Origin of the sequence: Methylobacterium sp. 391_Methyba4 (assembly GCF_029691625.1) — a bacterium.
GTDB classification, from domain to species: Bacteria; Pseudomonadota; Alphaproteobacteria; order Rhizobiales; family Beijerinckiaceae; genus Methylobacterium; species Methylobacterium fujisawaense.
Map to the genome: position 1 here is coordinate 390147 of NZ_CP121475.1, position 24504 is coordinate 414650.

30 protein-coding genes are annotated in these 24504 nt (G+C 70.1%); 6 read left to right on the forward strand and 24 right to left on the reverse strand.

Annotated features, from left to right (window positions below; all coding sequences use genetic code 11):
• Positions 1–289 precede the first annotated feature (289 nt).
• Positions 290–583, reverse strand: a complete 294-nt coding sequence (locus P9K36_RS01850; RefSeq protein WP_007563909.1) for a hypothetical protein — start codon at positions 581–583, stop codon at positions 290–292.
• A gap of 63 nt (positions 584–646) precedes the next feature.
• Between P9K36_RS01850 and P9K36_RS01855 the strand changes: the two genes are divergently transcribed.
• The gene (locus P9K36_RS01855) at positions 647–856 is read left to right on the forward strand and encodes a hypothetical protein (RefSeq protein WP_007563911.1); all 210 of its coding nucleotides are present in this window, start codon (positions 647–649) and stop codon (positions 854–856) included.
• A gap of 117 nt (positions 857–973) precedes the next feature.
• On the opposite strand, the gene P9K36_RS01860 is transcribed toward P9K36_RS01855, so the two are convergent.
• The 14 genes from P9K36_RS01860 to P9K36_RS01925 form a co-directional block, all read right to left on the reverse strand.
• Positions 974–1753, reverse strand: a complete 780-nt coding sequence (locus P9K36_RS01860) for a hypothetical protein (RefSeq protein WP_007563913.1) — start codon at positions 1751–1753, stop codon at positions 974–976.
• Positions 1726–2565, reverse strand: a complete 840-nt coding sequence (locus P9K36_RS01865; RefSeq protein WP_007563915.1) for a hypothetical protein — start codon at positions 2563–2565, stop codon at positions 1726–1728. Before P9K36_RS01865 ends, P9K36_RS01860 begins: the two co-directional genes overlap by 28 nt.
• Positions 2566–2594: 29 nt before the next feature.
• A complete protein-coding gene (locus P9K36_RS01870) occupies positions 2595–3002 on the reverse strand; it encodes a hypothetical protein (protein ID WP_007563917.1) in 408 nt (135 codons plus the stop codon).
• Positions 3003–3070: 68 nt separating this feature from the next.
• A complete protein-coding gene (locus P9K36_RS01875; RefSeq protein WP_007563919.1) occupies positions 3071–3847 on the reverse strand; it encodes a membrane protein in 777 nt (258 codons plus the stop codon).
• Between the two features lie 92 nt (positions 3848–3939).
• On the reverse strand, positions 3940–5235 hold the full coding sequence (locus P9K36_RS01880; RefSeq protein ID WP_007563921.1) for an ATP-binding protein: 1296 nt from the start codon (positions 5233–5235) through the stop codon (positions 3940–3942).
• Positions 5232–5891, reverse strand: coding sequence for a response regulator transcription factor (locus tag P9K36_RS01885; RefSeq protein WP_050733500.1), 660 nt, complete (start codon positions 5889–5891; stop codon positions 5232–5234). The genes P9K36_RS01880 and P9K36_RS01885 overlap by 4 nt, the downstream gene beginning before the upstream one ends.
• 67 nt (positions 5892–5958) lie before the next feature.
• Positions 5959–6396, reverse strand: coding sequence for an EamA family transporter (locus P9K36_RS01890; RefSeq protein ID WP_007563925.1), 438 nt, complete (start codon positions 6394–6396; stop codon positions 5959–5961).
• 131 nt (positions 6397–6527) lie between these two features.
• On the reverse strand, positions 6528–7136 hold the full coding sequence (locus P9K36_RS01895) for a permease of the major facilitator superfamily (protein ID WP_007563927.1): 609 nt from the start codon (positions 7134–7136) through the stop codon (positions 6528–6530).
• 184 nt (positions 7137–7320) lie between these two features.
• Entirely contained in the window at positions 7321–7599 is a 279-nt protein-coding gene (locus P9K36_RS01900; RefSeq protein ID WP_007563929.1) for a hypothetical protein, read from the reverse strand.
• 225 nt (positions 7600–7824) lie between these two features.
• The gene (locus P9K36_RS01905; RefSeq protein ID WP_007563931.1) at positions 7825–8766 is read right to left on the reverse strand and encodes a cation diffusion facilitator family transporter; all 942 of its coding nucleotides are present in this window, start codon (positions 8764–8766) and stop codon (positions 7825–7827) included.
• Between the two features lie 40 nt (positions 8767–8806).
• Positions 8807–9364: a hypothetical protein gene (locus P9K36_RS01910; RefSeq protein WP_007563933.1), complete on the reverse strand. Its 558-nt coding sequence runs from the start codon at positions 9362–9364 to the stop codon at positions 8807–8809.
• Between the two features lie 5 nt (positions 9365–9369).
• The gene (locus tag P9K36_RS01915) at positions 9370–12618 is read right to left on the reverse strand and encodes a CusA/CzcA family heavy metal efflux RND transporter (RefSeq protein ID WP_278306501.1); all 3249 of its coding nucleotides are present in this window, start codon (positions 12616–12618) and stop codon (positions 9370–9372) included.
• A gap of 11 nt (positions 12619–12629) precedes the next feature.
• A complete protein-coding gene (locus tag P9K36_RS01920) occupies positions 12630–13982 on the reverse strand; it encodes an efflux RND transporter periplasmic adaptor subunit (RefSeq protein ID WP_007563937.1) in 1353 nt (450 codons plus the stop codon).
• A 120-nt stretch (positions 13983–14102) separates the two neighbouring features.
• Positions 14103–14474 (reverse strand): hypothetical protein, encoded by a 372-nt coding sequence (locus tag P9K36_RS01925; RefSeq protein WP_039902985.1) that lies wholly within the window; start codon positions 14472–14474, stop codon positions 14103–14105.
• Positions 14475–14704: 230 nt separating this feature from the next.
• On the opposite strand from P9K36_RS01925, the gene P9K36_RS01930 reads away from it, so the two are divergent.
• Together P9K36_RS01930 and P9K36_RS01935 are read left to right on the forward strand one after the other, a co-directional pair.
• Entirely contained in the window at positions 14705–14941 is a 237-nt protein-coding gene (locus P9K36_RS01930; protein ID WP_007563940.1) for a hypothetical protein, read from the forward strand.
• 172 nt (positions 14942–15113) lie between these two features.
• Complete coding sequence (locus tag P9K36_RS01935) at positions 15114–15353, forward strand: hypothetical protein (protein WP_007563942.1); 240 nt, start codon at positions 15114–15116, stop codon at positions 15351–15353.
• Between the two features lie 213 nt (positions 15354–15566).
• On the opposite strand, the gene P9K36_RS01940 is transcribed toward P9K36_RS01935, so the two are convergent.
• The 6 genes from P9K36_RS01940 to P9K36_RS01965 form a co-directional block, all read right to left on the reverse strand.
• Entirely contained in the window at positions 15567–15830 is a 264-nt protein-coding gene (locus P9K36_RS01940; protein WP_007563945.1) for a hypothetical protein, read from the reverse strand.
• Between the two features lie 99 nt (positions 15831–15929).
• Entirely contained in the window at positions 15930–17264 is a 1335-nt protein-coding gene (locus tag P9K36_RS01945; protein ID WP_007563947.1) for an ATP-binding protein, read from the reverse strand.
• Positions 17261–18007, reverse strand: coding sequence for a response regulator transcription factor (locus P9K36_RS01950; RefSeq protein ID WP_007563949.1), 747 nt, complete (start codon positions 18005–18007; stop codon positions 17261–17263). The genes P9K36_RS01945 and P9K36_RS01950 overlap by 4 nt, the downstream gene beginning before the upstream one ends.
• A 12-nt stretch (positions 18008–18019) precedes the next feature.
• A complete protein-coding gene (locus tag P9K36_RS01955) occupies positions 18020–18706 on the reverse strand; it encodes a hypothetical protein (protein WP_007563950.1) in 687 nt (228 codons plus the stop codon).
• A 7-nt stretch (positions 18707–18713) separates the two neighbouring features.
• Entirely contained in the window at positions 18714–19700 is a 987-nt protein-coding gene (locus P9K36_RS01960; protein ID WP_278306502.1) for a cation diffusion facilitator family transporter, read from the reverse strand.
• A gap of 47 nt (positions 19701–19747) precedes the next feature.
• A complete protein-coding gene (locus tag P9K36_RS01965) occupies positions 19748–20503 on the reverse strand; it encodes a cation transporter (protein ID WP_043380901.1) in 756 nt (251 codons plus the stop codon).
• Positions 20504–20570: 67 nt separating this feature from the next.
• Between P9K36_RS01965 and P9K36_RS01970 the strand changes: the two genes are divergently transcribed.
• Positions 20571–21116, forward strand: coding sequence for a helix-turn-helix domain-containing protein (locus tag P9K36_RS01970; RefSeq protein ID WP_007563954.1), 546 nt, complete (start codon positions 20571–20573; stop codon positions 21114–21116).
• A gap of 145 nt (positions 21117–21261) precedes the next feature.
• On the opposite strand, the gene P9K36_RS01975 is transcribed toward P9K36_RS01970, so the two are convergent.
• Positions 21262–21687, reverse strand: coding sequence for a helix-turn-helix domain-containing protein (locus tag P9K36_RS01975; RefSeq protein WP_007563956.1), 426 nt, complete (start codon positions 21685–21687; stop codon positions 21262–21264).
• 69 nt (positions 21688–21756) lie between these two features.
• Here P9K36_RS01975 and P9K36_RS01980 point away from each other — a divergent pair, with 69 nt between their 5' ends.
• Both P9K36_RS01980 and P9K36_RS01985 read left to right on the forward strand, forming a co-directional pair.
• Positions 21757–22179, forward strand: a complete 423-nt coding sequence (locus P9K36_RS01980) for a hypothetical protein (RefSeq protein WP_007563959.1) — start codon at positions 21757–21759, stop codon at positions 22177–22179.
• Positions 22179–22403 (forward strand): GDCCVxC domain-containing (seleno)protein, encoded by a 225-nt coding sequence (locus P9K36_RS01985; RefSeq protein ID WP_007563961.1) that lies wholly within the window; start codon positions 22179–22181, stop codon positions 22401–22403. The genes P9K36_RS01980 and P9K36_RS01985 overlap by 1 nt, the downstream gene beginning before the upstream one ends.
• 129 nt (positions 22404–22532) lie before the next feature.
• Here the strand turns inward: P9K36_RS01985 and P9K36_RS01990 are convergent, their stop codons facing one another.
• Both P9K36_RS01990 and P9K36_RS01995 read right to left on the reverse strand, forming a co-directional pair.
• A complete protein-coding gene (locus P9K36_RS01990; protein ID WP_230364969.1) occupies positions 22533–22763 on the reverse strand; it encodes a MerR family transcriptional regulator in 231 nt (76 codons plus the stop codon).
• Between the two features lie 372 nt (positions 22764–23135).
• A complete protein-coding gene (locus P9K36_RS01995) occupies positions 23136–24440 on the reverse strand; it encodes a multidrug ABC transporter ATPase (protein WP_278306504.1) in 1305 nt (434 codons plus the stop codon).
• Positions 24441–24504: the final 64 nt, after the last annotated feature.

Here is a 24504-nt window from a genome sequence, read left to right on the forward strand (position 1 = left end):
CCTGCTGAGCGCCATGGCCGCCGAAGCCGTCGGGGTACGGACCGCTTAGGTTCGGAGTGGGTAAGGAAGACGGGGTTCCATCCGGCGTTGGTCGTCGCGGCGGGTGCCAGAGCGGGCAAACACCCTCGCAACGTCGACCGGGCGTCGGAGGAGGCCCAAGCCCTCATGGGGCCGCCCCCCTTCGGTTATGATTAAGCCGCCCGGCTCCTGAAAGGACTGCCTCATTGTAAGTGCTGGCGCTCAGAACAGCATCCAGCCGGTCCTGCAACCGCTCCGGCAGTACGGACTCTCAGTCCACCATCGCGGGCGTACCGACCAAGCCGACGATGGCAGCTACGGCCGCCTCACACTCGCCGGCGTCCATCTCCGTAACCTTGGCGTAGATGTCCGGCGAGCGTGGAAGACCCTTCATCCCCGCGATGCCCGATACCTGAGCGGGGGCGAACGTGGCTTGGGTAGCAAGGTCGCCGTCCTCCAGGGCGAGCATCGGGATGGACGAGTAGAGATCGTCGAGCCTCAACTCGACCCCGATGGCCGCTAGCCGGAGGACGGCGTTGGTCCTTGTTGGACTTCGTAGTGCCATCCGTCTCCCTGACGGTGAAAGAAATCAACCCGGCGCTGGTCCTGCGCGACAAGGACGAAATGCATGAGGTCCGGCAGCGTCTGGTATTCGAGCCATTTCCCGCCGCGGTCGTACCGTCAGGTCATCGAGGGGCCGGGTCAAGGCATCGTGGGCGATGGAGCCGCCGACCAGCATGCGGATTACCTGCCCGTCGATGTACTCCAGCCGCTCCCCTTCCTCCGCCGCTTCGCAAAGGCGTTCGTACTCATCCAGCCCGATGAAGTCGTCGCGTAACGCAGCGGGCATGCTATGGCCCTAGAGGTTCCCCCTCCTCATACGCTTGGACGTGGCGATCCGGAAGCTGCGGGCAAGGCACGGTGGCCGTTCGGCGCTCGCACGGGAACGTCCGGGTCACCGCGACGCCTGCGCTCCCTCTGTCGGATGCCGACCGGCCCTTTGCGGGAGGAGGACGATGAGCGCGACGATGAAGGCCCCGATCACGGCGGAGGCGAGCGGCCGGCTCAGGTTCAGCCCGCCGTCGGCGACCGGCTTGTCGAGGAAATCGCCCACCGTGGCCCCGAGCGGGCGGGTCAGGATGAACGCCGCCCAGAAGAGCGTGACCCGTGAAACGGAGGTCCGGTAGTACAGGGCGATGACGACCGCGAGCGCCGCCGCGAAGACGAGGGCGCCACCCTCGTAGCCGAGGCCGCCGGTGTCCGCGAGCCAGTCGCCGAGCGCGGTGCCCAACGTCTGCGAGAAGGTGATCGCCCCCCAATAGAACGCCTCGACCCGCGGGGTCGAAACCGTGTCCACCGACACGGTGCCCTCGGTCGCATACCAGAGCCCGAGCACGGCCGCGAGGCAGGCGAGGAGCAGGGTCGATCCGCCGGTGTATCCGATGCCGAGCGAGCGGTCGGCGAAGTCCGCCATCGTCGTACCGAAGGTGGTCGAGGCGACGATCGTGGACCAGTACAGGACCGGGTGGAACCGCTTCGACATGATCTGGGCGACCACGAGCCCGACCAGCAGCACGGCGAACAGGGCGGTGCCGGCGAGATAGCCCCAATCGAGGGTCATGGTGACGGTGTCGCCGCCGGTCTCCCCGAGCGTGGTGGCCAGGATCTTGACGATCCAGAAGCCCAGCGTGACCTCGGGTACCTTGCTCAGGGCGCGTTCGTAACGGTCGTCCATCGGACCTGCTCCTTCTTCGAGGGGAAACCTGACGGCGCGTCGGCGCAGGCCGCCCGGCGACCGGCACGCTGCGGGATGAGGAGGACGAGCCCGACCATGACGATCGCGAGGACGCCGGAGATCGTGATGTCGTCGATGCCCAGGCCGCCGGAAGCGACCGGCTTGTCGAGCGAGTTGGCGAGGGTGGCGCCGAGCGGCCGCGTCAGGACGAACGCCGTCCAGAACAGCATCGGCCTGGAAACGCGCGTACGCAGATGGAGGGCCGTGACCACGGCCAGCGCGACGAGGATGAGGAGCGCGCTCCCGTTGTACCCGAGCCCGCTGCTGTCGGCCATCCAGTCGCCCAACGCGGTGCCGAGCGTCTGGGAGAACATGACCGTGGCCCAATAGAAACCTTCGGCCCGCGGGGACCGCACCGTCTCCACGGCGACCGTGCCGAGCGTGCGCTTCCACAGGATCAGGGTCGCGACGACCGATCCGAGCAGCACCAGGGACCCGCCCGCGTAGCCGATGCCGAGGGACCGGTCGCAGAAGTCGGCGAGGGTCGTGCCTGCGAGCGTCGTCGCGGTGACCACGGCCCAGTACAGGAGCGGCTGGAAGCGGTCCGCCCGGACCTGTGCGGCGAGCAGCACCGCCAGGGCGGCCCCGAAGATCGCCGTGCCGGCGAGATAGCCGAGGCCGAGCGTCAACGTGACGGCGTTGCCGCCGACCTCGCCCAGGGTCGTGGCCACGATCTTGATGGCCCAGAACCCGGCGGTGGCTTCAGGCACCTTGGCGGGTTCGACGTGTCCGGGTCGCTCGGTCGGTTGCATCGGGCTGCCGTGGGAAAGCGAGTGCCGGCTCAGGCGGTGTGGGTCTGGTCGATGATGGCGAGCAGGTCGTCGACCGCGCGACGGCAGGCGGCCGGATCGGGGTTCGACGCCCGCAGCGCGTCGAGGGCGCGGTCGATGGCCTTGTCCACGACGTGCCAGTCGGCGGCGGCTCGCGGCTTCAGGCCGGCCTCGGACGCGTCCCAGGACAATTCCAGGTCCTTAATGTGCGTCTTGGCGGCGGCGAGGTCGCCCCGGTCGGTCATCGCCTTCACGTCGACGACGATGGACCGGAACTTGGAGAGGTCGCCAAGCTTCGAGGCCGCCATCGCCTTGGGCGTCGCTCCGACAGCGGCGTCCTGCATCGCCAGCAGGCCCAGGGGGGCGGCCGTGGCACCGATGACCGTCGCGGCGATGGCGGCGAGGAGGATGTTTCGCATGGTCGTTCGCTCCGTGTCGTGCGGCGTTGGAAGGACTGGAGGATGGGGATGCGGGAGGCGGCGGACGGTCAGGCCCGCCGCTGTCCGGCCGGCTCGCCAGGGCGTCCGGAGACGAGGCTCAGGGACGTCACCAGGGCGACGATGACGGCGAAGAAGGCGAGGCTGGTGGAGGCCGTGCCGAAGCCGAGGCCGCCGTATTCCCGTGCCTGCGACAGCAGATCGCCCAGCGATGCGCCGAGGGGGCGCGTGACGATGTAGGCGAGCCAGAAGGTCGTCACCGGGTTCGCGCCGAGGCGCCAGGCGAGGGCGAGGGCGGCCAGGATCGTGCCGAAGATGACGACGCCGAGATTGAAGCCGAGCCCCAGCGCCTCCGTGGCCAGGTCGCCCGCGGCCGTGCCGAGCGCGAAGGTCAGGAGGATGGCGAGCCAGTAGAACGCCTCGCGGCGTCGGGTCACGATGGCGTGGATCGAGAGCGTCCGCTCGGTCGCGTACCAGAGGGCGAACACGGCGGCGAGGGCGGTCGCGAACACGCCGGTGCTGACGAAGAGGCTCACGCCGAGCTTGTCGGTCAGGATGTCGGTGACCTGCGTGCCGACCACGCTGACGAGGACGACGGTCGACCAATAGGTCCAGGGCACGTAGCGCCGCTCGCGCACCTGCAGGGCGAGGACGGCCGCGAGGAGGCCGGCCGTGACGGTGGCGGTGACGGCGGCACCCAGGCCGACGTTCACCGCGAGGTAGTCCGCGCCGGTCTCGCCGACGGTCGTGGACAGGATCTTGATGACCCAGAAGGCCGCGGAGACCTCCGGTACCTTGTTCAAGACCTGGCGCTGGATCTCGCTCATCCCCGTCTCCCGTCCGTCATGGTCGGGCACGGTGATAGCGAGCCAGAATGAGGGCAGAATGAGCTTCGTCCAAAGGAGCCGCAGGCTCGGCCTCAGGCCGGCAGTCTGACGGTTGCGAGGGTCCCCTGCCCGTCACGTCGGTTTTCGACCGTCAGGCCGAGGTCGTTGCGCTCCGCGATGCGGCGGGCGATGGCGAGCCCGAGCCCTGTGCCTTCGACTTCCGGTGGCGCGGCCCGGAAGAAGCGGTCGAACAGGCGGCCCTCGCTTCCCGGCGGCAGCCCGCAGCCGGTGTCCCGAACCGTGACGACGCACGCACCGTCCCGGTTCAGCAGACGGACGTCGACCTGGCCTCCGGACGGCGTGTAGCGCAGGGCGTTGTCGACGAGGTTGGCGAACAGGACGCGGACCTCGTCCTCCGACGCGTGAAGCGTCGCGGGTGTCTCGATATGCACGCCCAGGTCGATGTCCTTGCGCTCGGCGAGCACGACGTGGTCGGCGACGCAGTCGAGCAGGAGCTGGCCGAGGTCGACGGATGCAGGACGCGCCTCGGCACCGTCGTCGAGCCGGGCGAGACGGAGCAGTTGATCCACCAGCCGGTTCGCCCTCCGGAGGCCGTCCGCCAGCGCCGTACGCCGCGCGTCGCTCCCGCCACCGGCAGGCCCGCCGAGGGAGTCGAGTTGGATCTGCATCGCGGCGAGCGGCGTACGCAGTTCGTGCGCCGCGTCGGCGACGAACCGCTTCTGGGCGGCCAGAGCGGCCTGCAGGCGAAGGATGAGCCCGTTCATGGCCTCGACGAGGGGCGCCACCTCCGTCGGCACGCCGCGCGTCGGCAAGGGGCCTTGGGCGGCGGCGCCGCGCCCGGCGAGGTCATGCACCAAGCCGTCGAGCCGCCCGAGCGCCCGGTTCATCGCCCAGCCGACGACGATCCACGACAGCGGGACGAGGAGCAGCAGGGGGGCCACGGCACCGAGCGCCGCATTGCGTGCGAACTCCGCCCTCACGACGTCGCGCTGGGCGACCCGGACCGTCGTTGTGCCGTTGGCGGTCGTGTATGTGCGCCAGAGCTCGCCGCCCATGACGACGTTCGCATATCCCGTGCGGCCGGGGTGGCGGACGTCGACGCCGCGGTCGTCGCGCAGGACCTGCCCGTCCTTCCAGATGGTGACGGCGAGTTGGTCCTCCGGGTCCTGGTCGGCGGCGGGCGGCGCGTCCGCGTCCGTTAGCCCGGGACCGGCGTTGAGGGCGACTTGCCGCAACTGCCCGTCGAGGAAATCGGCCGCCTCGATCCGCGCGAGGGCATAGGCCGCGACCATCGCGGCCAAGCCGATTCCGGCGAGCAGGGCGGTCATCCAGACGAGCGTCGTGCGGCGCAGGGAGGCGGCCCTCATGGCTTGGGTACCATCCAGCCCGCGCCGCGGACATTCAGGATCACGCCCTTGCCGACCTTTCGACGGACCGTGAGGATCAGGGCGTCCACCGCGTTGCTCTCGACCTCCTCGCCCCACCCGTAGATGCGTTCCTCGATCTGCGCACGAGAGAGGATGCGCCCCGGTCGCTCCATCAGGGCGTGCATGAGGGCGTATTCGCGCGCCGACAGGACCGCGACGGTCCCGGCGTGGGACAGGACGTGGCTTTCCGTGTCGAGTTCGGTCTCGGCGGCCACGAGCCGCGCGCTCGCCCGCCCGGCCCGACGGCGCAGGATGGCCCGCATCCTGGCGAGCAGCTCGCGCATCTCGAACGGCTTGACCAGGTAATCGTCCGCCCCGAGGTCGAGGCCTGCGACGCGGCTTTCGAGGCCGTCCCGCGCCGTGATGATGAGCACCGACGTGTCGATCCCGGCCGCCCGGGCGGATCGAAGCACCCGAAGTCCGTCCCCGCCCGGCAGGCCGAGGTCGAGCAGCGCGAGCGCGTGGCCGCCGTTGAGCAGGGCCGTCTCGGCCTCGCCGCCGTCGCGGACCCAATCGACGGAATAGCCCTCGGCCGAGAGGCCGTTCGACAGCCCTTCGCCGATCATCCGGTCGTCCTCGATCAACAGCACGCGCATCGGTCGGTCCGTCCGGTTTCGAGCCCTCGCCCTGGACTGCGCCGCGACGCATCCCTTCCCGCCGGCTTCATCCTCGATAGGCGACGAGCACGGCCCCGGCGGCGATGAGGGCGACGCCGAGCCAATTCGGTGGAGATAGACGTTCGCCGAGGAAGACGACCCCGAAGACGGCCACCAGCACGACGCTGAGCTTGTCGACCGGGGCCACGCGGCTGGCCTCGCCGAGCTTGAGGGCGCGGAAGTAGCAGATCCATGAGCCGCCGGTGGCGAGGCCCGAGAGCACCAGGAACACGTAGGTCCTGGCCGAGACCGACCCGACCGGTACCCACTGGCCCGTGCCGACCAGGATGGCGCCGAGGGCGCAGAGTATGACGACCGTGCGGATGAAGGTGGCGAAGTCGGAATTGACGTTCTCGATGCCGACCTTGGCGAAGATCGCGGTCAACGCCGCGAAGGCGGCAGAAAGCAGCGCCCACAGCTGCCAGGATCCGAGCAACGTCCTCATGCCGTGTTCCCCTCGATGCGGACCTGCCGCGACGCAATCCTCACGGCCCCCGACAGACCATCGGATGAGGGATGTCCGGCACCCGACGCCCCCCCCTGAGCGTCGCCGTTCCAACGCTCGCCGTGTGGTTCCTAATTCGCCCTGGACGGCCATTGCCGATGCAGGTCGTCGATGACGAAAGCATGCTCGTGCCGGCCCTGACCGATCCCCCGCACGTGGGGGTGGGACGGGTCGAGGTCCGCGTGGGCATGTGCGACGACGTCCGGGTCGGATGCAGGCCAAAGCATGGCCGCCGCCGCGACGCCCGCGACGGTCAGGGCGCCGAGTGCCGCCAGGGTCGCGGGCATCCCGACGGCAGCGCCGAGGCAGCCCGCCAGCGGGTAAGTGAGGAGCCACGACGCGTGCGAGAGCGCGAACTGGGCGGCGGAGTAGCCGATCCCAAGGACGAGCCAGGTCCCGAGCAGTACGGGCCAGCCGATGGCCCCGCACCAGGTCAGGGCAGCGACCCCGACGAGGACGACTCCGAGGAAGGCCGCGGACGGCAGCATCACACCCCTGTCGGACAGGCGGTCCAGGACCCGCGGTAGGACCAGGGCGGCGGCCATCGAGCCCGCGCCGAAGGGTCCAAGGGCAAGGGCGACGTCGTGCTGGGGGCGTCCGAGCAGGGCCTGGACGATTACCACGGTATTGACGATGACCATGGCGCCGGCCGCCGCGACGGCGAAATTCAGGGCGAGCAACCCGCGCAGGCGCGGTGTCGCCAGGAAGATCCGCCATGCCCAGTTGGCACTCGATACGGAGACGCCTAAGCCTCAGTGACGGGCCGGGCACCGAGCACAGAAAAGGCGACAGGCGCGTCAGGTCCGCGGGACCTCTGCTCTCCGTCACCAACACTCGATAACTGATAAATGGTCTCATCGGATTTCAACCAAGAGATCTACGCAAATCTTGGACGAATGCCTTCGCGAGCGCCGGCGCCTCGGCCACCACCTCTTCGTAGAACTTGGTCCCCACGGGGCCTGCCTGGGAATAATCCGGGGGCAACTCACCGATTGTCGCCGCGATCTCTGCGAAAACCTCTTCCCGTTCAGGTGCTGAAAGTTTTTGCATGAGAAGGGTCATCATGGCGATGGTCGATGTTCTCACAACCGCAAGCATCGCCGTTGTCGTCACGGCAAAATGGTGCGTTTGTAGATCATTCATTGAAAACACCTTGCATAGTCAAGCATCATTACTCAGGCATCACTTCATGAGGTGCTTGAAGTATTGGAGAAACAATACGGCCAGAGGCAATCCGATACAGATCGCTATCATCATTCGATCCGCGGCTTTGCGGACGTATGGCCTGACCCGTCGCTTGCGCCGAGGATTTGGCGCCCACTCGGTCTGCAGCCGCGCCGATTTCTTACTCATGCCGGATGCTCGCCGTCACACGGGCAGGCGCGCGGCCTCGGCCGAAAGCGCCTCGTCCTCGACCTGGACGGTGACGTGCTCGATGCCGTGTCGCTCCTTCACCAGACGCCGGACCGCGCGGATGAGGTCGGGTCCGGCGGCGACGTCGTCCATGACCACGTGGCCGCTCATCGCGTCGAAGCCGGAGGTCAGCGTCCAGGCATGAAGGTCGTAGGCGCGCCGCACGCCAGGCATCGCCTCGATCTCCGTTCGTAGCGCGGCAAGATCGACACCCAGAGGCGTTCCCTCCAGCAGGATGTGAAGCGCCTCGCTCAACAGGCGCCAGGTGCGCGGCACGATGAACAGGCCGATGCCGGCGCCGACCAGCGGATCGACCCATCGCCAGCCCGTCGCCATCACCACGAGGGCCGCGGCGATGACGCCGACCGAACCCAGCATGTCGGAGAAGACCTCGAAGTAGGCGCCCTTGACGTTGAGGCTTTCCGACGATCCGCCCGCGAGGAGCCTCATGCTGGCGAGGTTCACCCCGAGGCCGACGAACGCGACCAGCATCATCGGCCAGCCGAGGATCTCGGTCGGCTCGAAGAAGCGCCGGTAGGCCTCGTACAGGATGTAGGCCGTCACCCCGAGCAGCACGACGGCGTTGGCGAGGGCCGCCAGGATCTCGAAGCGCATGTAGCCGAAGCTCTTGCCCGGCGACGGCGCCTTGGCCGCGTAGTGGATGGCGAGCAGCGACAGCGCGAGGCCGCCGGCATCCGTGACCATGTGGGCGGCATCGGCCAGCAGCGCGAGGCTGCCGGTGAGCAGGCCGCCGACGACCTCCGCGGCCATGTAGGTCAGCGTCAGGGCGAGCGCCCAGGCTAGGCGCCCCTTGTTCCTGCCCGCCGCCGAGCCCGCGGGTATGCCGCCGCCGTGCGAATGCCCGTGGCCGCCGCCGTGCGCGTGTCCGTGTCCCATGTCGCTCCCAGTCTTTCGTTGCCGTCCCGGACCGGCCGCCTCAGGGGCCGGAGGAGCCGATGAGCTCGGCCACGTGCGCGCCGGCGGGGTGTCCGGTCGCGGCGAGGTGGGCGGCCGAGCAGGCCGCGTAGCCGGGACCGAACGCCGCCATGACGAGCTCGTGCCGCCCGTCCGGAGCCTCGCGGCTGGCCAGGAGAGCCCGACCGCCGGGCCAGAGCTCGGAATCGGCCGATGGCCCCGGTGTCGGCTCGCCGTAGCGGCGCACCCCTTCGTCGTGGATGGCGCGGCGCACGCGCGCGAGTTCCTCGCCCGCCAGGGGGAGCCCCACCCAGACGACCTCCTGCAGACCCTCCTCGCGGCAGACCACCAGCACGACCTCGGCCGTTGCCGACCCGACGGCCGGCCGCCAGCCACGCGGGTAGTACAGCGCGGTCAGGTTGGCCTCGCGGTCGGCCTTGAGCGGGCGCGGCACGTCGGCGACGGGCCCCCACGCGAGGCCGAACGGAGCCTCGCCGACGCCTCCGTCCGCGCCCGGAGCCGCACCCGTCAGCGCGAGGAAGGCGAAAGGAGCCGCCAACCAGGTTGGGACGCGTCGCATCTCGTCTACTCCGCCGCCTTGAGGTGTCGTGGCCCCGGCTCCCGCGGCCGCTCCGCGACCTTCGGGACGACAACCTTGCCGAACCGGGCGTACAGGGCCGGCAGCACGATCAGGGTCAGCAGGGTGGCGCTGATCAGGCCACCGATGACCACGGTGGCGAGCGGCCGCTGGATCTCGGCGCCGGTCTCGGTGGCGATGGCCATGGGCACGAAGCCGAGCGAGGCGACCAGCGCCGTCATCGCCACCGGCCGCAACCGGGTCATGGCGCCCTCCAGGATGGCCTCGCGCTTCGGCCGGCCCTCCGCCACGAGCTGCTTGATGAAGGTCAGCATGACGAGGCCGTTGAGGACCGCAACGCCCGAGAGCGCGATGAACCCGACCGCCGCCGGTACCGAGACCGGCATGCCGCGCAGCCAAAGCGCGAAGATGCCCCCGGTGAGGGCAAGCGGCACCGCGCTGAACACCAGCAGCGCGTCCCGCGGCGAGCCCAGGGCCGAGTACAGCAACAGGAAGATCAGGAAGAAGCAGACCGGTACCACCACCATCAGCCGCCGCTTGGCCGAGGCGAGGTTCTCGAACTGCCCGCCCCAGGTGAGGTAGGAACCTGGCGGCAGCTGCACCTGGCTTCCAACCTTCGCCTGCGCCTCCGCGACGAGCGAGCCGATGTCCCGCCCGCGCACGTTGGCCGTGACCACGACCCGCCGCTTGCCGTTCTCGCGCGAGATCTGGTTCGGTCCCTCGGTGACCGAAAAGCTCGCCACCTGCTTGAGCAGGACCGAGCTCGCCCGGCCGTTCGGGCCCGCCGGCAGCGGCACCGGGATGTTCTCCAGGGCCTCCCGGTCCTCGCGGACCTTGTCGGTCAGGCGCACGACGATGGGGAAGCGACGGTCGCCCTCGAACACGACGCCGGCGTTCCGTCCCCCGATGGCCGCGCCGATGACCTCCTGGATCGCCCCGGTGCTCAGGCCGTAGCGCGCCGCCTCGGCCTTGTTGATCTTGATCTCCAGGAACGGCAGGCCCGCCGTCTGCTCGACCTTGACGTCCTCGGCGCCGTCGATGCCCTTCAGGACCGCCGCGACCTGGTTGGCCGCCTTCAGCATCGGCTCGAACTCGTCGCCGAACACCTTCACGGCGAGGTCGCCCCGGGTGCCGGCGAGCAGCTCGTTGAAGCGCAGCTGGATCGGCTGGGAGAACTCGTAGACGTTGCCGGCGAGCGCCCCGACCGCCTTCTCGATCTGCTCCTGCAACTCGGCCTTGGACAGGCTCGGCTCGGGCCACTCCTCCTGGGGTTTCAGGATGACGAAGGTGTCTGAGGAGTTCGGCGGCATCGGGTCGGAGGCGACCTCGGCGGTGCCGGTCTTCGAGAAGACGTAGGCCACCTGCGGGAATTTCGAGACCACCTTCTCGACCTTGAGCTGCATCGCCTGCGACTGGGTGAGGGAGGTCGATGGGATTCGGGTGGCGTTGAGGGCGATGCTCTTCTCGTCGAGCTGCGGGATGAACTCGGTCCCGAGGCGGGTGAACAGGATGCCCGCCCCGACGAGCAGCAGGAGCGCCGCGCCGACGAAGACGAACGGCGCCCGGACCGCCGCGCCGAGCACCGGGCGGTAAGCGGCCTTGAGCGCCCGGATGATGAGGTTGTCCTTCTCCGTGACCTTGCCGGTGATGACGATGGCGATGAGCGCCGGCACGAAGGTCAGCGACAGCACGAAGGCCGCCACGAGCGCGATGATCACGGTCAGCGCCATCGGCTCGAACATCTTGCCCTCGACCCCCGTGAAGGTCAGGAGCGGGACGTAGACCAAGATGATGATCGCCTGCCCGTAGAGCGACGGCTTGATCATCTCCTCGGCTGAGGCGCGGACCGTCTGGAGGCGCTCCTCGGTGTCGAGCCCCCTGCCCAGCTCCTGCTGCTTCTCTGCGAGGTGGCGCAGGGCGTTCTCGGTGATGATCACCGCCCCGTCGACGATCAGCCCGAAATCGAGGGCGCCGAGGCTCATCAAGTTGGCCGAGATCTTCGCCTCGACCATGCCGGTCATGGTCATCAGCATGGCGACCGGGATGACCAGGGCCGTGATGATGGCGGCCCGGATGTTGCCGAGCAGCAGGAACAGGATGACGATGACGAGAGCCGCGCCCTCGGACAGGTTCTTCACCACCGTCTTCACGGTCGCCTCGACGAGCCGGGTCCGGTCGAGGACGGTCTGGACCTCGACGCCGGGCGGCAGGCTCTTGCGGATCTGTTCCATGCGCGCGTCGACCGCGGCAGCCACCGTGCGGCTGTTCTCGCCGATCAGCATCAGGGCGGTGCCGACGACGACCTCCTGGCCGTCCTCGCTGCCCGAGCCCGTGCGCAGGTCGCGCCCGATGCGGACCTCGGCGATGTCCTTGATCCGCACCGGCACGCCGCCCCGGGTGGCGACGACCACGTCGCCGATCTCGTCCATGCTCTCCAGGCGGCCGGCGGCGCGCACGACGTAGCCCTCGCCGTTGTCCTCCAGGTAGCGGGCGCCCTGGTTGGCGTTGTTGGCCTCCAGCGCCCGGGCGACGTCCGAGAAGGACAGGTCGAGGGACGCGAGCCGCGTCGGGTCGGGCTGGACGTGGTACTGCTTCTCGAAGCCGCCGATGCCGTCGACCCCGGCCACGCCGGACACGGTCTTGACTAGGGGGCGGATGATCCAGTCCTGGACGGTGCGCAGGTAGGCGGTCTGCTCCAGCTCGGTCTTCAGGCGCTGGCCCTCGGGGGTCAGGTAGCTGCCATCGGGCTGCCAGCCGGGCTTGCCCGCCTTCGAGACCGTGCGCTCGCCGGGCTTCGCGTAATGGATCGACCACATGTAGATCTCGCCCAGCCCGGTCGAGATCGGCCCCATGCTGGGCTCGGTGCCGGGCGGCAGGTCCCGCCTCACCTGCGCGAGGCGCTCGGCGACCTGCTGGCGGGCGAAGTAGATGTCGAGCTTCTCCGCGAAGACCGCGGTGACCTGCGAGAAGCCGTTGCGCGAGAGCGAGCGGGTGTATTCGAGCCCCTTGATGCCCGCGAGCGCGGTCTCGACCGGGTAGGTGACCTGCTTCTCGATGTCGACGGGCGAGAGCGACGGCGCCGTCGTGTTGATCTGCACCTGGTTGTTGGTGATGTCGGGCACCGCGTCTATCGGCAGCTTGGTGACCGAGTAGCCGCCGAAGCCGGCGGCCAGCAGCGACAGGAGCAGAACCAGCCAGCGCTGGTGCACGGAGAAGTCGAGGATGCGGCTGATCATGTCGGGCTTCCTCAATGGTCGTGGTCGGCTTCGCTCTTCCCGAGCTCGGCCTTGAGGAGGAAGGTGTTGGCCACCGCGATGGTCTCGCCGGGCTTGAGGCCCGAGACGACCTCGAAGCCGTCGTCGTCGGAGCGCCCGAGCTCGACCTCGCGCTTTTCGAAGCCCTCGTCCGTGCGCACGAAGACGACGCGCTTGCCCTCGACGGTCTGGAGCGCCGACTTGGCGACCCGCACCGGCACTTGGTCCGTCGCGGTCTCGACCTCGGCGGTGACGTAGGTGCCGGGCCTCCAGGCCATGTCCTTGTTGGGCAGCGAGACCACGACCCGGGCGGACCGGGTGTCGGCGTTCAGCAGCGGGCTGACGAACACCACCTTGCCCTGCTCGCTGCGGCCGCCGCGGTTCACGGTGACCCGCGCGCCCTCCCGGACCTCGGCGAGGTCGGAGGTGGGGACCGCGAGCTCGATCCAGACGGTCGAGAGGTCGGCGACGGTGTAGACGTCGGCAGGGTCGCCCTCCTTGCCCACCGCCGTGCCGACATCGACCTTGCGCTCCACGATGCGGCCGGCGATGGGCGCCCGCAGCTCGTACTGGCGCAGCGTCGAGGCGTTCGGCGTCGCCTCGTCGCGTTTCTGCGCGGCGGCGACCTCGGCGGCGTTCAGGCCCAGCGCCGAGAGCTTCTGGCGGGCGAGGTCGACGCGCAGCTGGTTCTCCTGGAACACGGCCTTGGCGTTGTCGAACGCCGCCTGGGATGCCGCCGCCGACGCCAAGAGTTTCTGCTGGCGCTCGAAGTTGATCTTCTGGAGGTCGGACTGGACCATCGCGGTGAGGTACTCGCTCTTGGCGTCGGCGACTTCCCGGCTGTCGAGGAGGGCGACCACCTCGCCCTTCCTGACGTCGTCGCCCAGGCGCTTGCGCATCTCGGACACCGTGCCGACGACGCGGGCGGGGACGCGGGCGATCCGGTCGGTATCGGGCGTGATGGTGCCGGGCACCAGGACGTGTCGCGAGAGCGTCCCGCCCTCGGCCTTGGCGACGCCGATGTCCTGCCCCTCGACCTGCTCGGCCGTCATCTTGACGTGGCCTTCCTCGCCCTCCGCCTCGGAATGCTCGTGCTCGCCGTGAGCGTGGGCTCCCTCGGCCTTCGGCGCGGCGGCCTTGCCGTGGTCGTGGCCGTCGCCTTCGGCATGGTCGGCCTCGTCCTTCGGCGCCTTCCCGCCAGGGGGCGGGCCGGCGGCGAAGGTGAGGATGGCCGGCGGCAGCCCGGCCGATGTCAGGAGGCCGCGGACGAACGCGGATATGGCGGGGACGGCGGCGCCGACGACGATGCCGGCGGCCACGAGGACCGCGGTGATGAGGATGCGCATGAGACCTGCTCGGCCGGGATCGGGCGCCGTTCGGACGGACGCGGCAGTCCCGCTTCTGTGGCGTGAGGAGTGGCCCGGAGCGCGGGCTCCGGGTTCGGGACGCGCCTCTGCGGCGTCACCTCAGGCGCGGGGGGGCCTCGGCAGGCGGTCCGGCGAGACGGAGGAAACCGTCTGGCTCAAATGCGCATAGGCCAGCCGGGCGACCCCGAAGACCGGCTCCGAGAAGTCCGCCACGGCGGGTGCCGCCTGGTGGCAGCCACAATGGAGGTGGCAGGCCATGCCGGGGTCGGTCGCGCCGGTGTCGGGCGCGGCCTCAATGCTCGCGATCTCCGTGACGTGCCTGCCGCCGCCATCGTGGTACGCGACGTCGGCGGCGAGGCCGGCGGCGGGCGCGACGAGGGACAGGGCGAGGGCGAGCGCGAGCAGGCGTGCGGCGAACGCCCACCATCCCCGTGCCGCCCACCTGCGGCTATGCCCGCGTCCTGAACCCATCTCCGGCCTTATGCGCGATTTATCCCGGATCGGACAAGGCATCGTCCTGGCCTCTTGAACCCGGTCTGAACAGATTTTGTGGCCGCCATGCAAGGTCAGCCGCGGTCACGACGCGAAAGCGGCCAAGCCGTTTCTCGCTCGGCCGAGACGAATACCGGGCGAGGAAAATCCGGGAACGGTTTCGCGGGGGGCCGCATTCCCGGCCGACCGCGAAACATGGAGATCCTTGGATGAAGATCATGTTCGCCGCCGCCGCCGCGGCCGCCCTGGCCCTCGCGCCGGTCGGTGCGCTCGCCCAGCACGTGGACGTCGGCCCCGGCGGAGTCGGGGTTCACGGCGACGGCCACCGCCGCGATGTCGACCATACGCACACCACCGTCGAGGAGAACCATCGCGACCGGCCGGTCGTGCACGAACATCATGACGACCATCACGAGAAGACCGTCGTGGAAGAGCACCGCCACTGAGCGGCTGACATCGCGACGGGGCCGGGCCGGGGGCAGCGACGTCCGGCCCGGCCCCTCGCATTTCGAGGACGTCGGCGAACCTGGGGTGACGGCTTCCTGAACGACGGTCTCAGAACCTGTTCAACGGCCGCCGCGCAAACCGCCGCAATAGGAATCCCCGGAGGAGACAGCGATGCGACGGCACCTAGCAGGCTTGATGGCGGCGGCCATCCTCCTCGCGCCGGCCGCGGCCTCGGCCCAGTATTACGAGCGCGGCTACGGCTACGGCGAGCGGCGGCCGCACGACCATGTCGATGTCTACCGCCACGGCAACCATGACGACGTCGTGGTCCGGCACCATCACCCGCGCCGCGAGGATTACGGGCCGGGCCGGTTCGAGCGGCACCATCACCATCACGACTTCGACGACTGAGGTCGCCGCCTGGCGTCGAGAAGAGGTCGCCCGCACCGGCTCGCGCCGGTGCGGGCGCATCACGACGCGCGAGGGGTCGGCGCATCGTGAACGACGTGCCGAGCAGGCTCGGCGAGCGCGTAGCCGATCACCGCGGCCAGGAGCGCGAAGACGACGAGCAGGGGCAGCATCCGCATGTCCGCGCCTCCCGCCCCCGCGGCCTGCCCGGCGAGCTCACTTCTTGCCGGGCTTGTCGTGGCTGTGCCCGTGGGCATGCCCGTCGTTGTCCGAATGCGCCGGCTTGCCGTCGGGCCGCTTCTCACGGGCCTCGCTGACGCGCGGGTCGTCGCGATGGGCCGGGCCGCCCGACACGCCACCGGTGTTCGGGACGGCGCGCTCGGGGTTCGAGGCATTGCCGTGGCTGTCCACGGCGAAGGCGGACCCCGTGGCCGCGGCCAGCATCCCGGCGGCGAGGACGGCGGCGAGCGTGCGCTTCATCTGTCGGTCTCCTGTTCGGCGCCGACCGCGTCGGCCGCTTCGAAGTCCGAGATAGCCAAGCCGTTTGTCTCCGGGACGCCGCGTTCGTGACGAAGTGTGTCAGCCGCCGCGCCCAGCCCGGGGCACGCGGATCTCGGCCCGCAATCCGCCCTCCGGCCTCGTGGTCAGGATGAGCGTGCCTCCCTCCGCTTCCACGGCCCGCCGCGCGATGGTCAGGCCGAGTCCGGTCCCGCCGGTGTTTCGGTTGCGCGACCCCTCCAGGCGGGTGAAGGGCTCGAAGGCGCAGGCGACGTCGCATGCCGGGATGCCGGGCCCGTCGTCGTCGATGCGCAAGACCAGCGCTGTCTCTTCGGCCGCCAGGGCGATGCGCACCCGCGCGCCGTAGCGCACGCCGTTGTCCACGAGGTTCTCCAGCGCCCGCCGGAAGGCGACTGGGCGCACCGTCGCCAGGGCCCGGCCGGGTCCTCCGTATGCGACCGCCCGGCCGGCATCCGCGGAGGCGTCGGCGACCCCCATCAAAATGCTCGCGACGTTGGTGACCTGCCGCGGCTCCGGGTCGGCGTCGCCCCCCAGGTAGGCCAGCGTCGCGTCGACCATCGCCTGCATGTCGTCGAGGTCGGAGGCCATGGCGCGGCGCCCGGCCGGGTCCTCGACGTGGTCGAGGCGCAGGCGGAGCCGGGTGATGGGCGTTCGCAGGTCGTGGGACACGGCGGCGAGCGCCTGCGTCCGCTCGCCGACCAGCCGGTGGATGCGCTCCTGCATCGCGTTGAGGGCACGGCCGATCCCTCGGGTCTCGTCGGGACCAATCTCGGGAACCCGGACGGGGGCGCCGTGGCCGATCCGTCCGGTGGCCCGGGTCAGCTCCCGCAAGGGGCCGGCGATCCGATGCATCAGGACGACCGCGGCCACCCCGACGAGGATGGCCATGGCGGTGGCGAGCGAGGCCCAGGGCGCGACGGGGACGAGGCTCGGGGCGTGCGCGGACCGGAAGGTCAGCGCGCTCCCGTCCGGAAGCGGGATGATCCCGCGCAGGTCCTGCCGGTGGAGCGGCTCGTCCGGCGCCTCCAGGTTCAGGGCGAGCCCCGCCCCGAGGACCGGTTCGAGGGCGAGGAGGCGGTCGCGCAGGTCCCGGAGCGCGGGATCGGTCGCCCCCGGGGGGCGAGCCGGCGCTGGGGCGTCCCAGCCGATCTCGAAATGGTTCGACGAGAGGGCCTCGGCCTCGTCAGCCCGCTCCTCCGGCGGGCGCCGCGACACGGCCTCGCGCGCGATGACGAGTTGGCGGGCGACCTCGGTGGCGAAGGCCTCGTCGGCGGCGGCCGCCGCCGAGAGGCGGTAGATCGCCAGCGCGCCGCCATGGACGAGGAGCACGGCCAGGAGCAGGACGACGACGGTGCGCCCCTCCAGGCTGCGGGCGAGGCCGAGGACGCCCCTCATGCCCGCTCGACCTTGGCGGCCAGCATGTAGCCGGTGCCCCGCACCGTCTTGATGACGGCGGCCGTCCCCGCGGGCGGTTCGAGCTTGCGCCGCAGCCGGCTGACCAGGGTGTCGACGCTGCGGTCCGACGGCGCGGAGAGGCGCCCGCGGCCCATCTCCAGGATCTGCTCGCGGCCGAGCACCCGGCCCGGGTGTTCCAGGAACACCAGCAGCAGGTCGTGCTCGGCGCCCGACAGGTCGACGGCGGCGCCTTCGGGATCGGTCAGGGCGCGGCTGCGCAGGTCGAGCCGCCAGCCGGCGAAGGCGAGGGATTCCGGCCGCGACGCCGCGCTCGGCACCGGCGCGAGCGCCGACCGGCGGAGCACCGCCCGGATCCGGGCGAGGAGTTCTGGGCGCCCGAACGGCTTGGCGACGTAGTCGTCGGCGCCCAGTTCCAGGCCGAGCACCCGGTCCGCCTCCTCGTTGCGGGCGCTCAGCATGATGACCGGGACGGTGCCCTTCGCCCGCAGGGCCCTGAGCAGGTCGAACCCGGACGCGCCCGGCAGCATGACGTCGAGGAGGACGAGGTCAACCGGCGTGTCGGGCAGGAGCGACCACATCTCGGCGCCGCCGCGGCAGCCCGTGACCCGGAAGCCGCTCTCCCGCAGGATGCGGCCGACGAGCACGCGCATGCCGTCGTCGTCCTCGACGAGCAGGATGTGGGCCTCGTCCGGGAGGGACCTGGTTTCGCCCGCGGCAAGCATTCCGGATACAGCCTAGCCGATCATCCCGTCGAGCAGGAGCAGCAGCAGGAAGCCCGCGAAGAACATCGCCGTCACCCAGGGGCGGTCCTCGGTCTCGTGCGCCTCGATGAGGAGTTCCTCGGTCACGAGGTACAGCAAGGCGATCAGGCCGAAGGAGAGGAAGCCGGCCTGGACGGCGGCGGGCAGCGAGCCGACGGGCCCGCCGAGCAGGGCTCCGAGCGGGAGCAGCAGCACGAGGGCGGCCGTCAGGCCGACCACCTTGCCCTTCGACGCGCCGCCCTCGCCGAGTTCGTTCGCCACGGTTAGTCCCAGGAACAGCACCTCGATGGTCAGCGCGACGGTGAGCAGGATGCCGGCCTTCGCCCCGGCCGCGAAGGCGATGCCGAGGACGAGGCCGTCCACCAGGATGTCGATGCCGGTGACCGACATCAGCCCGGCCGGCCCCTTCACCCGCTTCTCCAGGATACGGACGAGGAGCATCGCGGCGACGCCGAGCGCGCCCCCGACCAGCATGGCCCAGGGCGATCCGGCATGCTTGACGTCGGGCAGGATCTCGCCCGCGGCCGCCGCGAAGACGACGCCCGCGGCGAAGTGCTGGATGGCGCTGACCAGGACGGGGCCCGGCCGCAGGTTGACCGCCACCGCCGCGCCGACGACGGCGGCCGCGGCGGGGATCAGGGTATAGGACCAGGCTTGCATGCCGCGCTCAGACCACGTGGTCCGGAGCCAGGGCGCAGGCGGTGGCCTCGCTCGTCTCCAACTGGAGGGTCGTGTGGCCGATGCCGAACCGCTCCCTGATGCCGGTGGCCGCCTCCATCAGGAAGGCGTCGTCGGGACGGCCGCCGGGCATGAGGAGGTGCGCCGTGAGGCAGGTGTCCGTGGTGCTCATCGCCCAGATGTGCAGGTCGTGCAGGGCCGCGACGCCGGGCAGCCCTTCGAGGTGGCGGCGTACGGCGACCGGGTCGATGCCCGGCGGGACGGCGGCGAGGGACAGCGTAAGACTGTCTCGCAGGAGCCCCCACGTGCTCCAGACGATGACGGCCACGATGGCGAGGCTCACCACCGGATCGAGCCACGTCCATCCGGTGTAGAGGATGACGAGGCCGGCGATGACCACCCCGGCCGAGACGGCGGCGTCGGCCGCCATGTGCAGGAACGCCCCGCGGATGTTGATGTCGCCCTTGGCCCCGGAGGCGAACAGCCACGCGGTGATGCCGTTCACCAGGATGCCGATTGCGGCCACGACCATCACGGTCTTGCCTGCGACCGGGACGGGCTCACCGAACCTCTGGATCGCCTCCCACGCGATGGCGCCGACGGCGACCAGCAGGAACACGGCGTTGAAAAGGGCCGCCAGGATCGACGAGGCCTTCATCCCATAGGTAAACCGCGCGCTCGGGGCCCGCCTGGCCAGCACCGTCGCGATCCAGGCCACGATGAGGCCGAGCACGTCCGAGAGGTTGTGGCCGGCATCGGCGAGCAGGGCCACCGAGTTCGCCAGGACCCCGTAGGTCGCCTCGACGGCCACGAAGCCGACGTTGAGCGCGATGCCGATGGCGAATGCCGTCCCGAAGCTTGCGGGGGCATGGCTGTGCCCTGGCCCATGGGAATGCCCGGCATGGTCGTGACCCGCCTCGCCGTCGTGGTCATGCGATCCGTGATCATGTCCTGCGCGTGCGTCGTGTGATGTCATGGTCGTCCCTGTATCCGTCTTGGTCTGTACGCGGATCGGTGCGCGCCTTATCCGGACGCCGCGGTTCGCGTCGTGACGGCGCCTTCGCGATACTCCGCCCAGGCCTGCCGCAGGATCTGCACCGACGAGGTCAGGAAGATGCCGGCCATCACCGCCGCGACGGCGAGGTCGGGCCAGGCCGACGCGGAACCCCAGACACCGAGCGCAGCCACCATCACCACGACGTTGCCGATGGCGTCGTTGCGCGAGCACAGCCAGACCGAGCGCACGTTGGCGTCGCCGTCCTTGTAGGGGCGCAGCAGCAGTACCGAGCCGAGGTTGGCTGCCAGGGCCATCAGCCCGATGACGCCCATGACCTCGGCCTTGGGCACCCCGAGCACCAGGACGTGGTAGGCAGTCGAGCCAAAGACCCAGACTGCCATCACGCTGAGGGACAGCCCCTTGGCGAGCGCCGCCGTGGCCCGAGCCCTGAGGGACGCTCCGATGACCGCGAGGCTCAGGCCGTAGGTGACCGTGTCGCCCAGGAAGTCGAGGGCGTCGGCCTGGAGCGCCTGCGAGCCGGCAAGGTGCCCGGCGGCCATCTCGGTCAGGAACATGGCGCCGTTGACGGCGATGACCGTCCACAGCACGCGCTTGTAGCGCGGGTCGACCCCGTCGAAGACGGGCACGCCCCCAGAGCAGCCGCAGGCATCCCCCGTGCCGCAATCGCCCCCCGCGACGAGCTGCGGCGGCGCCGCCGGATGCGCACGTTCCGCCCTCGATGCCTGACAGCCAACGGTCGAGCCGCAGCACTCCTTGGCCATGACGCCTCCTTTCCAAGTCGTGGACGACTGCCTACTTCCTCCAGCGACTAGAGGAGCAAGCGGAAAAATGGAGCTGTCGATAGGCGAGCTGTCGCGGCGTACCGGCGTGCTCGCCACGACCATCCGCTACTACGAGACGGCCGACTTGATGCCGCCGCCGCCGCGGACGGAAGGCGGCCGCCGCCGCTATGGGCGGGCTGACATCGAGCGCCTGGCCTTCATCCGCCACGCGCGCGAGCTCGGCTTCGAGGTGGACGCCATCCGTGAGTTACTGGCGCTGGCCGCCCAGCCCGACCGCTCCTGCGCCGAGGTCGACAAGATCGCCCGGCGTCACATGGCCGAGGTCGAGCGCCGCATCGAGCGGCTCATGGCCCTGAAGGGCGAGCTCGCCCGCATGACCGACGCGTGCGGCCAAGGCCGGGTCGGCGAGTGCCGTGTCATCGAGGTCCTCTCGGACCATGCCTGCTGCGAGGATGAGGGCCACCGCGCTACCCGGAGCCGGCGTCCCACAAGGCCGGAAGCGAAGCAGGGAGCCCGGCCCCGGAGCGCATCGTCGTCGACATTCGATCAGGAAGACGACATGATATTTCGGGAGGGCCGGGCTCAGCCGTGATTGGGACTTCCGAACATTCGAGGTTTGAAGCAACCGAATGCCAGGACCGCTTCCTGTAACCGCTCTGGTTCGCGGCCGGAGCGGACCGACGGTGGGGGCCTGTGGGTCTACCGAGGATGCAGGCGTCGGATGGGTGCTCCGAAGCTCACTCGGCGGGGTCGATCATATCGAGCACCGGGCATCCAGGAGCCGCCCCACCGGGGCACTGCTCGATGGTTTCGGCCAGGAGACGTTCGAGCCTTGACAGGTCCGCGATCTTCGCACGCACCCGGTCAAGGTGGTGCCTCGCGATCCCCTGTCCCTCGCGGCAGGTTGCCTTACCAGGCCGACGCAGTTCGAGCAGCGCCCGAACCTCGTTCGGCGTGAAGCCAAGTTCGCGTCCGCGACGGATGAAGGCCAGGGTGCGCTCGTGCTCGACGCCGTAGGACCGATGGCCACCCTCGGTGCGCGGGGGCGAAGGGAGTAGGCCGACCTTCTCGAAGTACCGGATGTTCTCGATGTTGACGCCGGTCCGCAGCGACAATTGACCGATGGTCAGGGCCCCGCTTCGCGCCCCCTTAGCCGTACCCATGAAGATCGCCCTTGATCCTGTAGTGGCTACAGGATGCAGGGTAGCCGAGGATCACGATGGATACGAGACATGACCCTCGATCAGACACCGCCTGCCGAACGACCCGTCCACGAACCGGCCGCGGTCAGCGTTGGCAGCATCGCTGCGCTCGGCGCCATCACGGGGCTCGGTGCCCTGGCGGCCTCGTCGTGCTGCGTGCTGCCCATAGTCTTGGGCGGCCTCGGGATCGGTGCTGGGGTCTTCACGGTCCTCGGCGTGCTCGCCTCTCTTCGCACGCCGCTGATGCTCGTCAGCGTCCTGGCGGTCATCGCCGGCTGGTTCTTCTACGCGCGGCGGCGACGGGCTGCTTGCGGGCCGGATGGATCATGCCCAGCTCCGCGTCGGTCATCCGCCCCCCTGGTGCTTCTCAGCCTCGCCACGCTGTTCATCGCCGCCGCTGCGGCCGGGAGCTACTTTGAGCCCGCCCTGATCAAGATGCTACGGACAGCCTGATGAAGCTGATCTCGATCCTGACCTGTCCGCATTGTGGGCACCGGGCTTCGGAAACGATGCCGACCGACGCCTGCCAGTTCTTCTACGAATGCCCTGGCTGCGGCACTCTGCTCCGCCCGAAGAAGGGCGATTGCTGTGTATTCTGCTCGTACGGCGATGTCCCGTGCCCGCCGATCCAGGAAGCTCAGGAACGAAATGAACCGGCGAGCTGCTGCAAGGGCTGAGCAGCCATACTGTTTAGCTCCATCACGCCCACCCGGTGAGCGGCGCTGCGCCAAAACCGAGGTCGGCTTGCGCAAACCCATCCGAACGCCGTGCGGGTCGCCTGATGCAAAGCGTCCCAGTCTGGCGCGCTAAGGACAAAAACACTGCCGGCGCAGCAGCCAGAAACCTGCCCAGAATCGTAGGATTGTGAACGTGGCGCACGCGCGCCCCATGGCAGCCAGCGGCGGCGCGACTATCGACGGATGCCGCGCGTGCACGAACCGCAGCCTGCGCACCTCGTCCTCGGCGTAAACCCGAAGGCCCGACACCGACCGGGTCGGTGTCGGGATCAGGCCCGTCCGCACGTAGTAGCGGATCATCTTGGGCGAGATCCCGCAGGCGCGTGCCACCTCCCCGATCCTCATCGCCCCACTCCTAGTTCCGTCGAGGCACGTCGGCGCACCCGGATGAGTCTGGACGCCGCGACCGACCCGGCCCCGCGACCGCTTCGCTCGGCTCGAACGCCGGCGTGATCCGGAGCGTGCTCGCATCGCCGCCGGCCGAGCCGCGCCGGACGGCCTTAGGGCACGCGACGTCGCCGTGGCCGGAAGCACCGACGGTGGAGCCCCGAGGGCCGCGGTCGCCTTCGCTACCGGGGGCGGCCGCGCCAGGACCTCGTATGGTGCGGGCCCCGGGAGGCGGAGCGGGGGGAGGCCGCGGTCGGGGAACGGCACAGGTTGGGCGCCCGTCGGCTAGGCCGCCTCCCGTGCCGAAACCGACCTCGTGATGCCTGGCTGAACGGCAGCCGGAAGGTCGACGGCCCGCGTGACCTCGGCGAAGCGCGCCGCCGCGTCCGACCAATCCTGGGCGAAATCGAACAGCTCCCTGAGGGCGGGCGCGATCTCCTTGTAGGCCGCGAGCGCCGCCACCAGGGCGCCGAGCGTGAGGCGGCCTTGCACGACGAGATAGCCGCCGATCAGGAAGAAGAAGAACGGCGTGAGGTTGGACGTGTAATTGTACAGGCTCTTGATGCCGCCCTTCATGTCGTTGATGGCGACGCGGAGCCGCTCAAGCTCCTCGACGTGCGCCATGTGGCGCCGCAACGACGAGGCGGATGCATCGCGCTCCGCCGCGGAAGGGGCGAGGCCCGGACGCCCGGCGACCTCGGGCGTGGTGACGAGGGCGCCCAGCGTCCGCGTGGCGAGGACGCGCTGCCGGACCTTCGCGTTCAGACGCCTTTGGAGGCGCGGCAGGACCGTAAGCTGCACCGGCAGCATGATCAGCGCGGCGAAGGCAAGGGCGACGTCCTGGAGCAGGAGGAAGGCGACGCTCGTGACCAGCACGCCCCCCTGCACGATGGGGACCGCGACGAGGCTGCCGCCGAAGTAGCCGATGGGCTCGACTTCCTGGACCGCCACGGCGGAGAGCGTCGTGCGGCGTTCGACCGAGCGCTCCGTCCGCGCGCGCCGCAGGACGGCCAGGCGCAGGCGTCGCACGACCCGCTCGTTGACGCGTCCGCGGACCCGGTTCGCCGCGTACTTCAGGAGGCCGTTCACGGTGAGGACGGCGAGGTAGCCGGCGCACAGGGCGAACAGGAGTTCCGTGCGGCCGAGGGGGAGTCCCAGGAACGTCATGCCGGGATGCCCGTCGCCCCGCGCGTCGTCGAGCGTGTGGTTGACGATGTGCTTGGGTATCTCAAGGGTCAGCCATGCGGCCGGCAGCGTGGCGAGAGACAGGAAGACCAAGCGGACCTGGATGCCCGCCGTGGCACCCAGGACGTATGCCTCCAGGCGCCGTCCCGGCCGGAGCGCGAAGCCGCGATGCCGACGGCCACGGGACGGGGCGTCCCGCAGGGCATCGGTGGCTCCCGCCGCGGCGACAGCATCCGCCGTCCGCCGACGGCGGCGCAGCGCGGCGCGGCCGACGAGCCACGCGGTCCACACAGGCGCCACGACGAAGACGAGGAGGGCATCGGCGACGATCCACCAGTGGCCGTGTGGGTAGTCGAGGCCCGTGAGCCTGTGGGCGAGTGCGTGGATGGCTTCGATTGCCGTCACGGGGCGGATCGGTCCGAATGTCCGGGAGGGGAGGGCGCGCTTCGCGGCCCGGCGTGATTGATGG

Bases quoted from the DNA above. Each gene is read 5' to 3' on its own strand.
- P9K36_RS01855 (WP_007563911.1), top strand. From the start codon at position 647: ATGAGGTCCGGCAGCGTCTGGTATTCGAGCCATTTCCCGCCGCGGTCG.
- P9K36_RS01945 (WP_007563947.1), bottom strand. From the start codon at position 17,264: ATGAGGGGCGTCCTCGGCCTCGCCCGCAGCCTGGAGGGGCGCACCGTC.
- P9K36_RS01930 (WP_007563940.1), top strand. From the start codon at position 14,705: ATGAAGATCATGTTCGCCGCCGCCGCCGCGGCCGCCCTGGCCCTCGCG.
- P9K36_RS01900 (WP_007563929.1), bottom strand. From the start codon at position 7,599: ATGAATGATCTACAAACGCACCATTTTGCCGTGACGACAACGGCGATG.
- P9K36_RS01925 (WP_039902985.1), bottom strand. From the start codon at position 14,474: ATGGGTTCAGGACGCGGGCATAGCCGCAGGTGGGCGGCACGGGGATGG.
- P9K36_RS01915 (WP_278306501.1), bottom strand. From the start codon at position 12,618: ATGATCAGCCGCATCCTCGACTTCTCCGTGCACCAGCGCTGGCTGGTT.
- P9K36_RS01990 (WP_230364969.1), bottom strand. From the start codon at position 22,763: ATGATCCGCTACTACGTGCGGACGGGCCTGATCCCGACACCGACCCGG.
- P9K36_RS01975 (WP_007563956.1), bottom strand. From the start codon at position 21,687: ATGGGTACGGCTAAGGGGGCGCGAAGCGGGGCCCTGACCATCGGTCAA.
- P9K36_RS01870 (WP_007563917.1), bottom strand. From the start codon at position 3,002: ATGCGAAACATCCTCCTCGCCGCCATCGCCGCGACGGTCATCGGTGCC.
- P9K36_RS01860 (WP_007563913.1), bottom strand. From the start codon at position 1,753: ATGGACGACCGTTACGAACGCGCCCTGAGCAAGGTACCCGAGGTCACG.
- P9K36_RS01920 (WP_007563937.1), bottom strand. From the start codon at position 13,982: ATGCGCATCCTCATCACCGCGGTCCTCGTGGCCGCCGGCATCGTCGTC.
- P9K36_RS01970 (WP_007563954.1), top strand. From the start codon at position 20,571: ATGGAGCTGTCGATAGGCGAGCTGTCGCGGCGTACCGGCGTGCTCGCC.
- P9K36_RS01910 (WP_007563933.1), bottom strand. From the start codon at position 9,364: ATGCGACGCGTCCCAACCTGGTTGGCGGCTCCTTTCGCCTTCCTCGCG.
- P9K36_RS01955 (WP_007563950.1), bottom strand. From the start codon at position 18,706: ATGCAAGCCTGGTCCTATACCCTGATCCCCGCCGCGGCCGCCGTCGTC.
- P9K36_RS01890 (WP_007563925.1), bottom strand. From the start codon at position 6,396: ATGAGGACGTTGCTCGGATCCTGGCAGCTGTGGGCGCTGCTTTCTGCC.
- P9K36_RS01980 (WP_007563959.1), top strand. From the start codon at position 21,757: ATGACCCTCGATCAGACACCGCCTGCCGAACGACCCGTCCACGAACCG.
- P9K36_RS01935 (WP_007563942.1), top strand. From the start codon at position 15,114: ATGCGACGGCACCTAGCAGGCTTGATGGCGGCGGCCATCCTCCTCGCG.
- P9K36_RS01985 (WP_007563961.1), top strand. From the start codon at position 22,179: ATGAAGCTGATCTCGATCCTGACCTGTCCGCATTGTGGGCACCGGGCT.
- P9K36_RS01875 (WP_007563919.1), bottom strand. From the start codon at position 3,847: ATGAGCGAGATCCAGCGCCAGGTCTTGAACAAGGTACCGGAGGTCTCC.
- P9K36_RS01965 (WP_043380901.1), bottom strand. From the start codon at position 20,503: ATGGCCAAGGAGTGCTGCGGCTCGACCGTTGGCTGTCAGGCATCGAGG.
- P9K36_RS01905 (WP_007563931.1), bottom strand. From the start codon at position 8,766: ATGGGACACGGACACGCGCACGGCGGCGGCCACGGGCATTCGCACGGC.
- P9K36_RS01950 (WP_007563949.1), bottom strand. From the start codon at position 18,007: ATGCTTGCCGCGGGCGAAACCAGGTCCCTCCCGGACGAGGCCCACATC.
- P9K36_RS01850 (WP_007563909.1), bottom strand. From the start codon at position 583: ATGGCACTACGAAGTCCAACAAGGACCAACGCCGTCCTCCGGCTAGCG.
- P9K36_RS01885 (WP_050733500.1), bottom strand. From the start codon at position 5,891: ATGCGCGTGCTGTTGATCGAGGACGACCGGATGATCGGCGAAGGGCTG.
- P9K36_RS01940 (WP_007563945.1), bottom strand. From the start codon at position 15,830: ATGAAGCGCACGCTCGCCGCCGTCCTCGCCGCCGGGATGCTGGCCGCG.
- P9K36_RS01960 (WP_278306502.1), bottom strand. From the start codon at position 19,700: ATGACATCACACGACGCACGCGCAGGACATGATCACGGATCGCATGAC.
- P9K36_RS01865 (WP_007563915.1), bottom strand. From the start codon at position 2,565: ATGCAACCGACCGAGCGACCCGGACACGTCGAACCCGCCAAGGTGCCT.
- P9K36_RS01880 (WP_007563921.1), bottom strand. From the start codon at position 5,235: ATGAGGGCCGCCTCCCTGCGCCGCACGACGCTCGTCTGGATGACCGCC.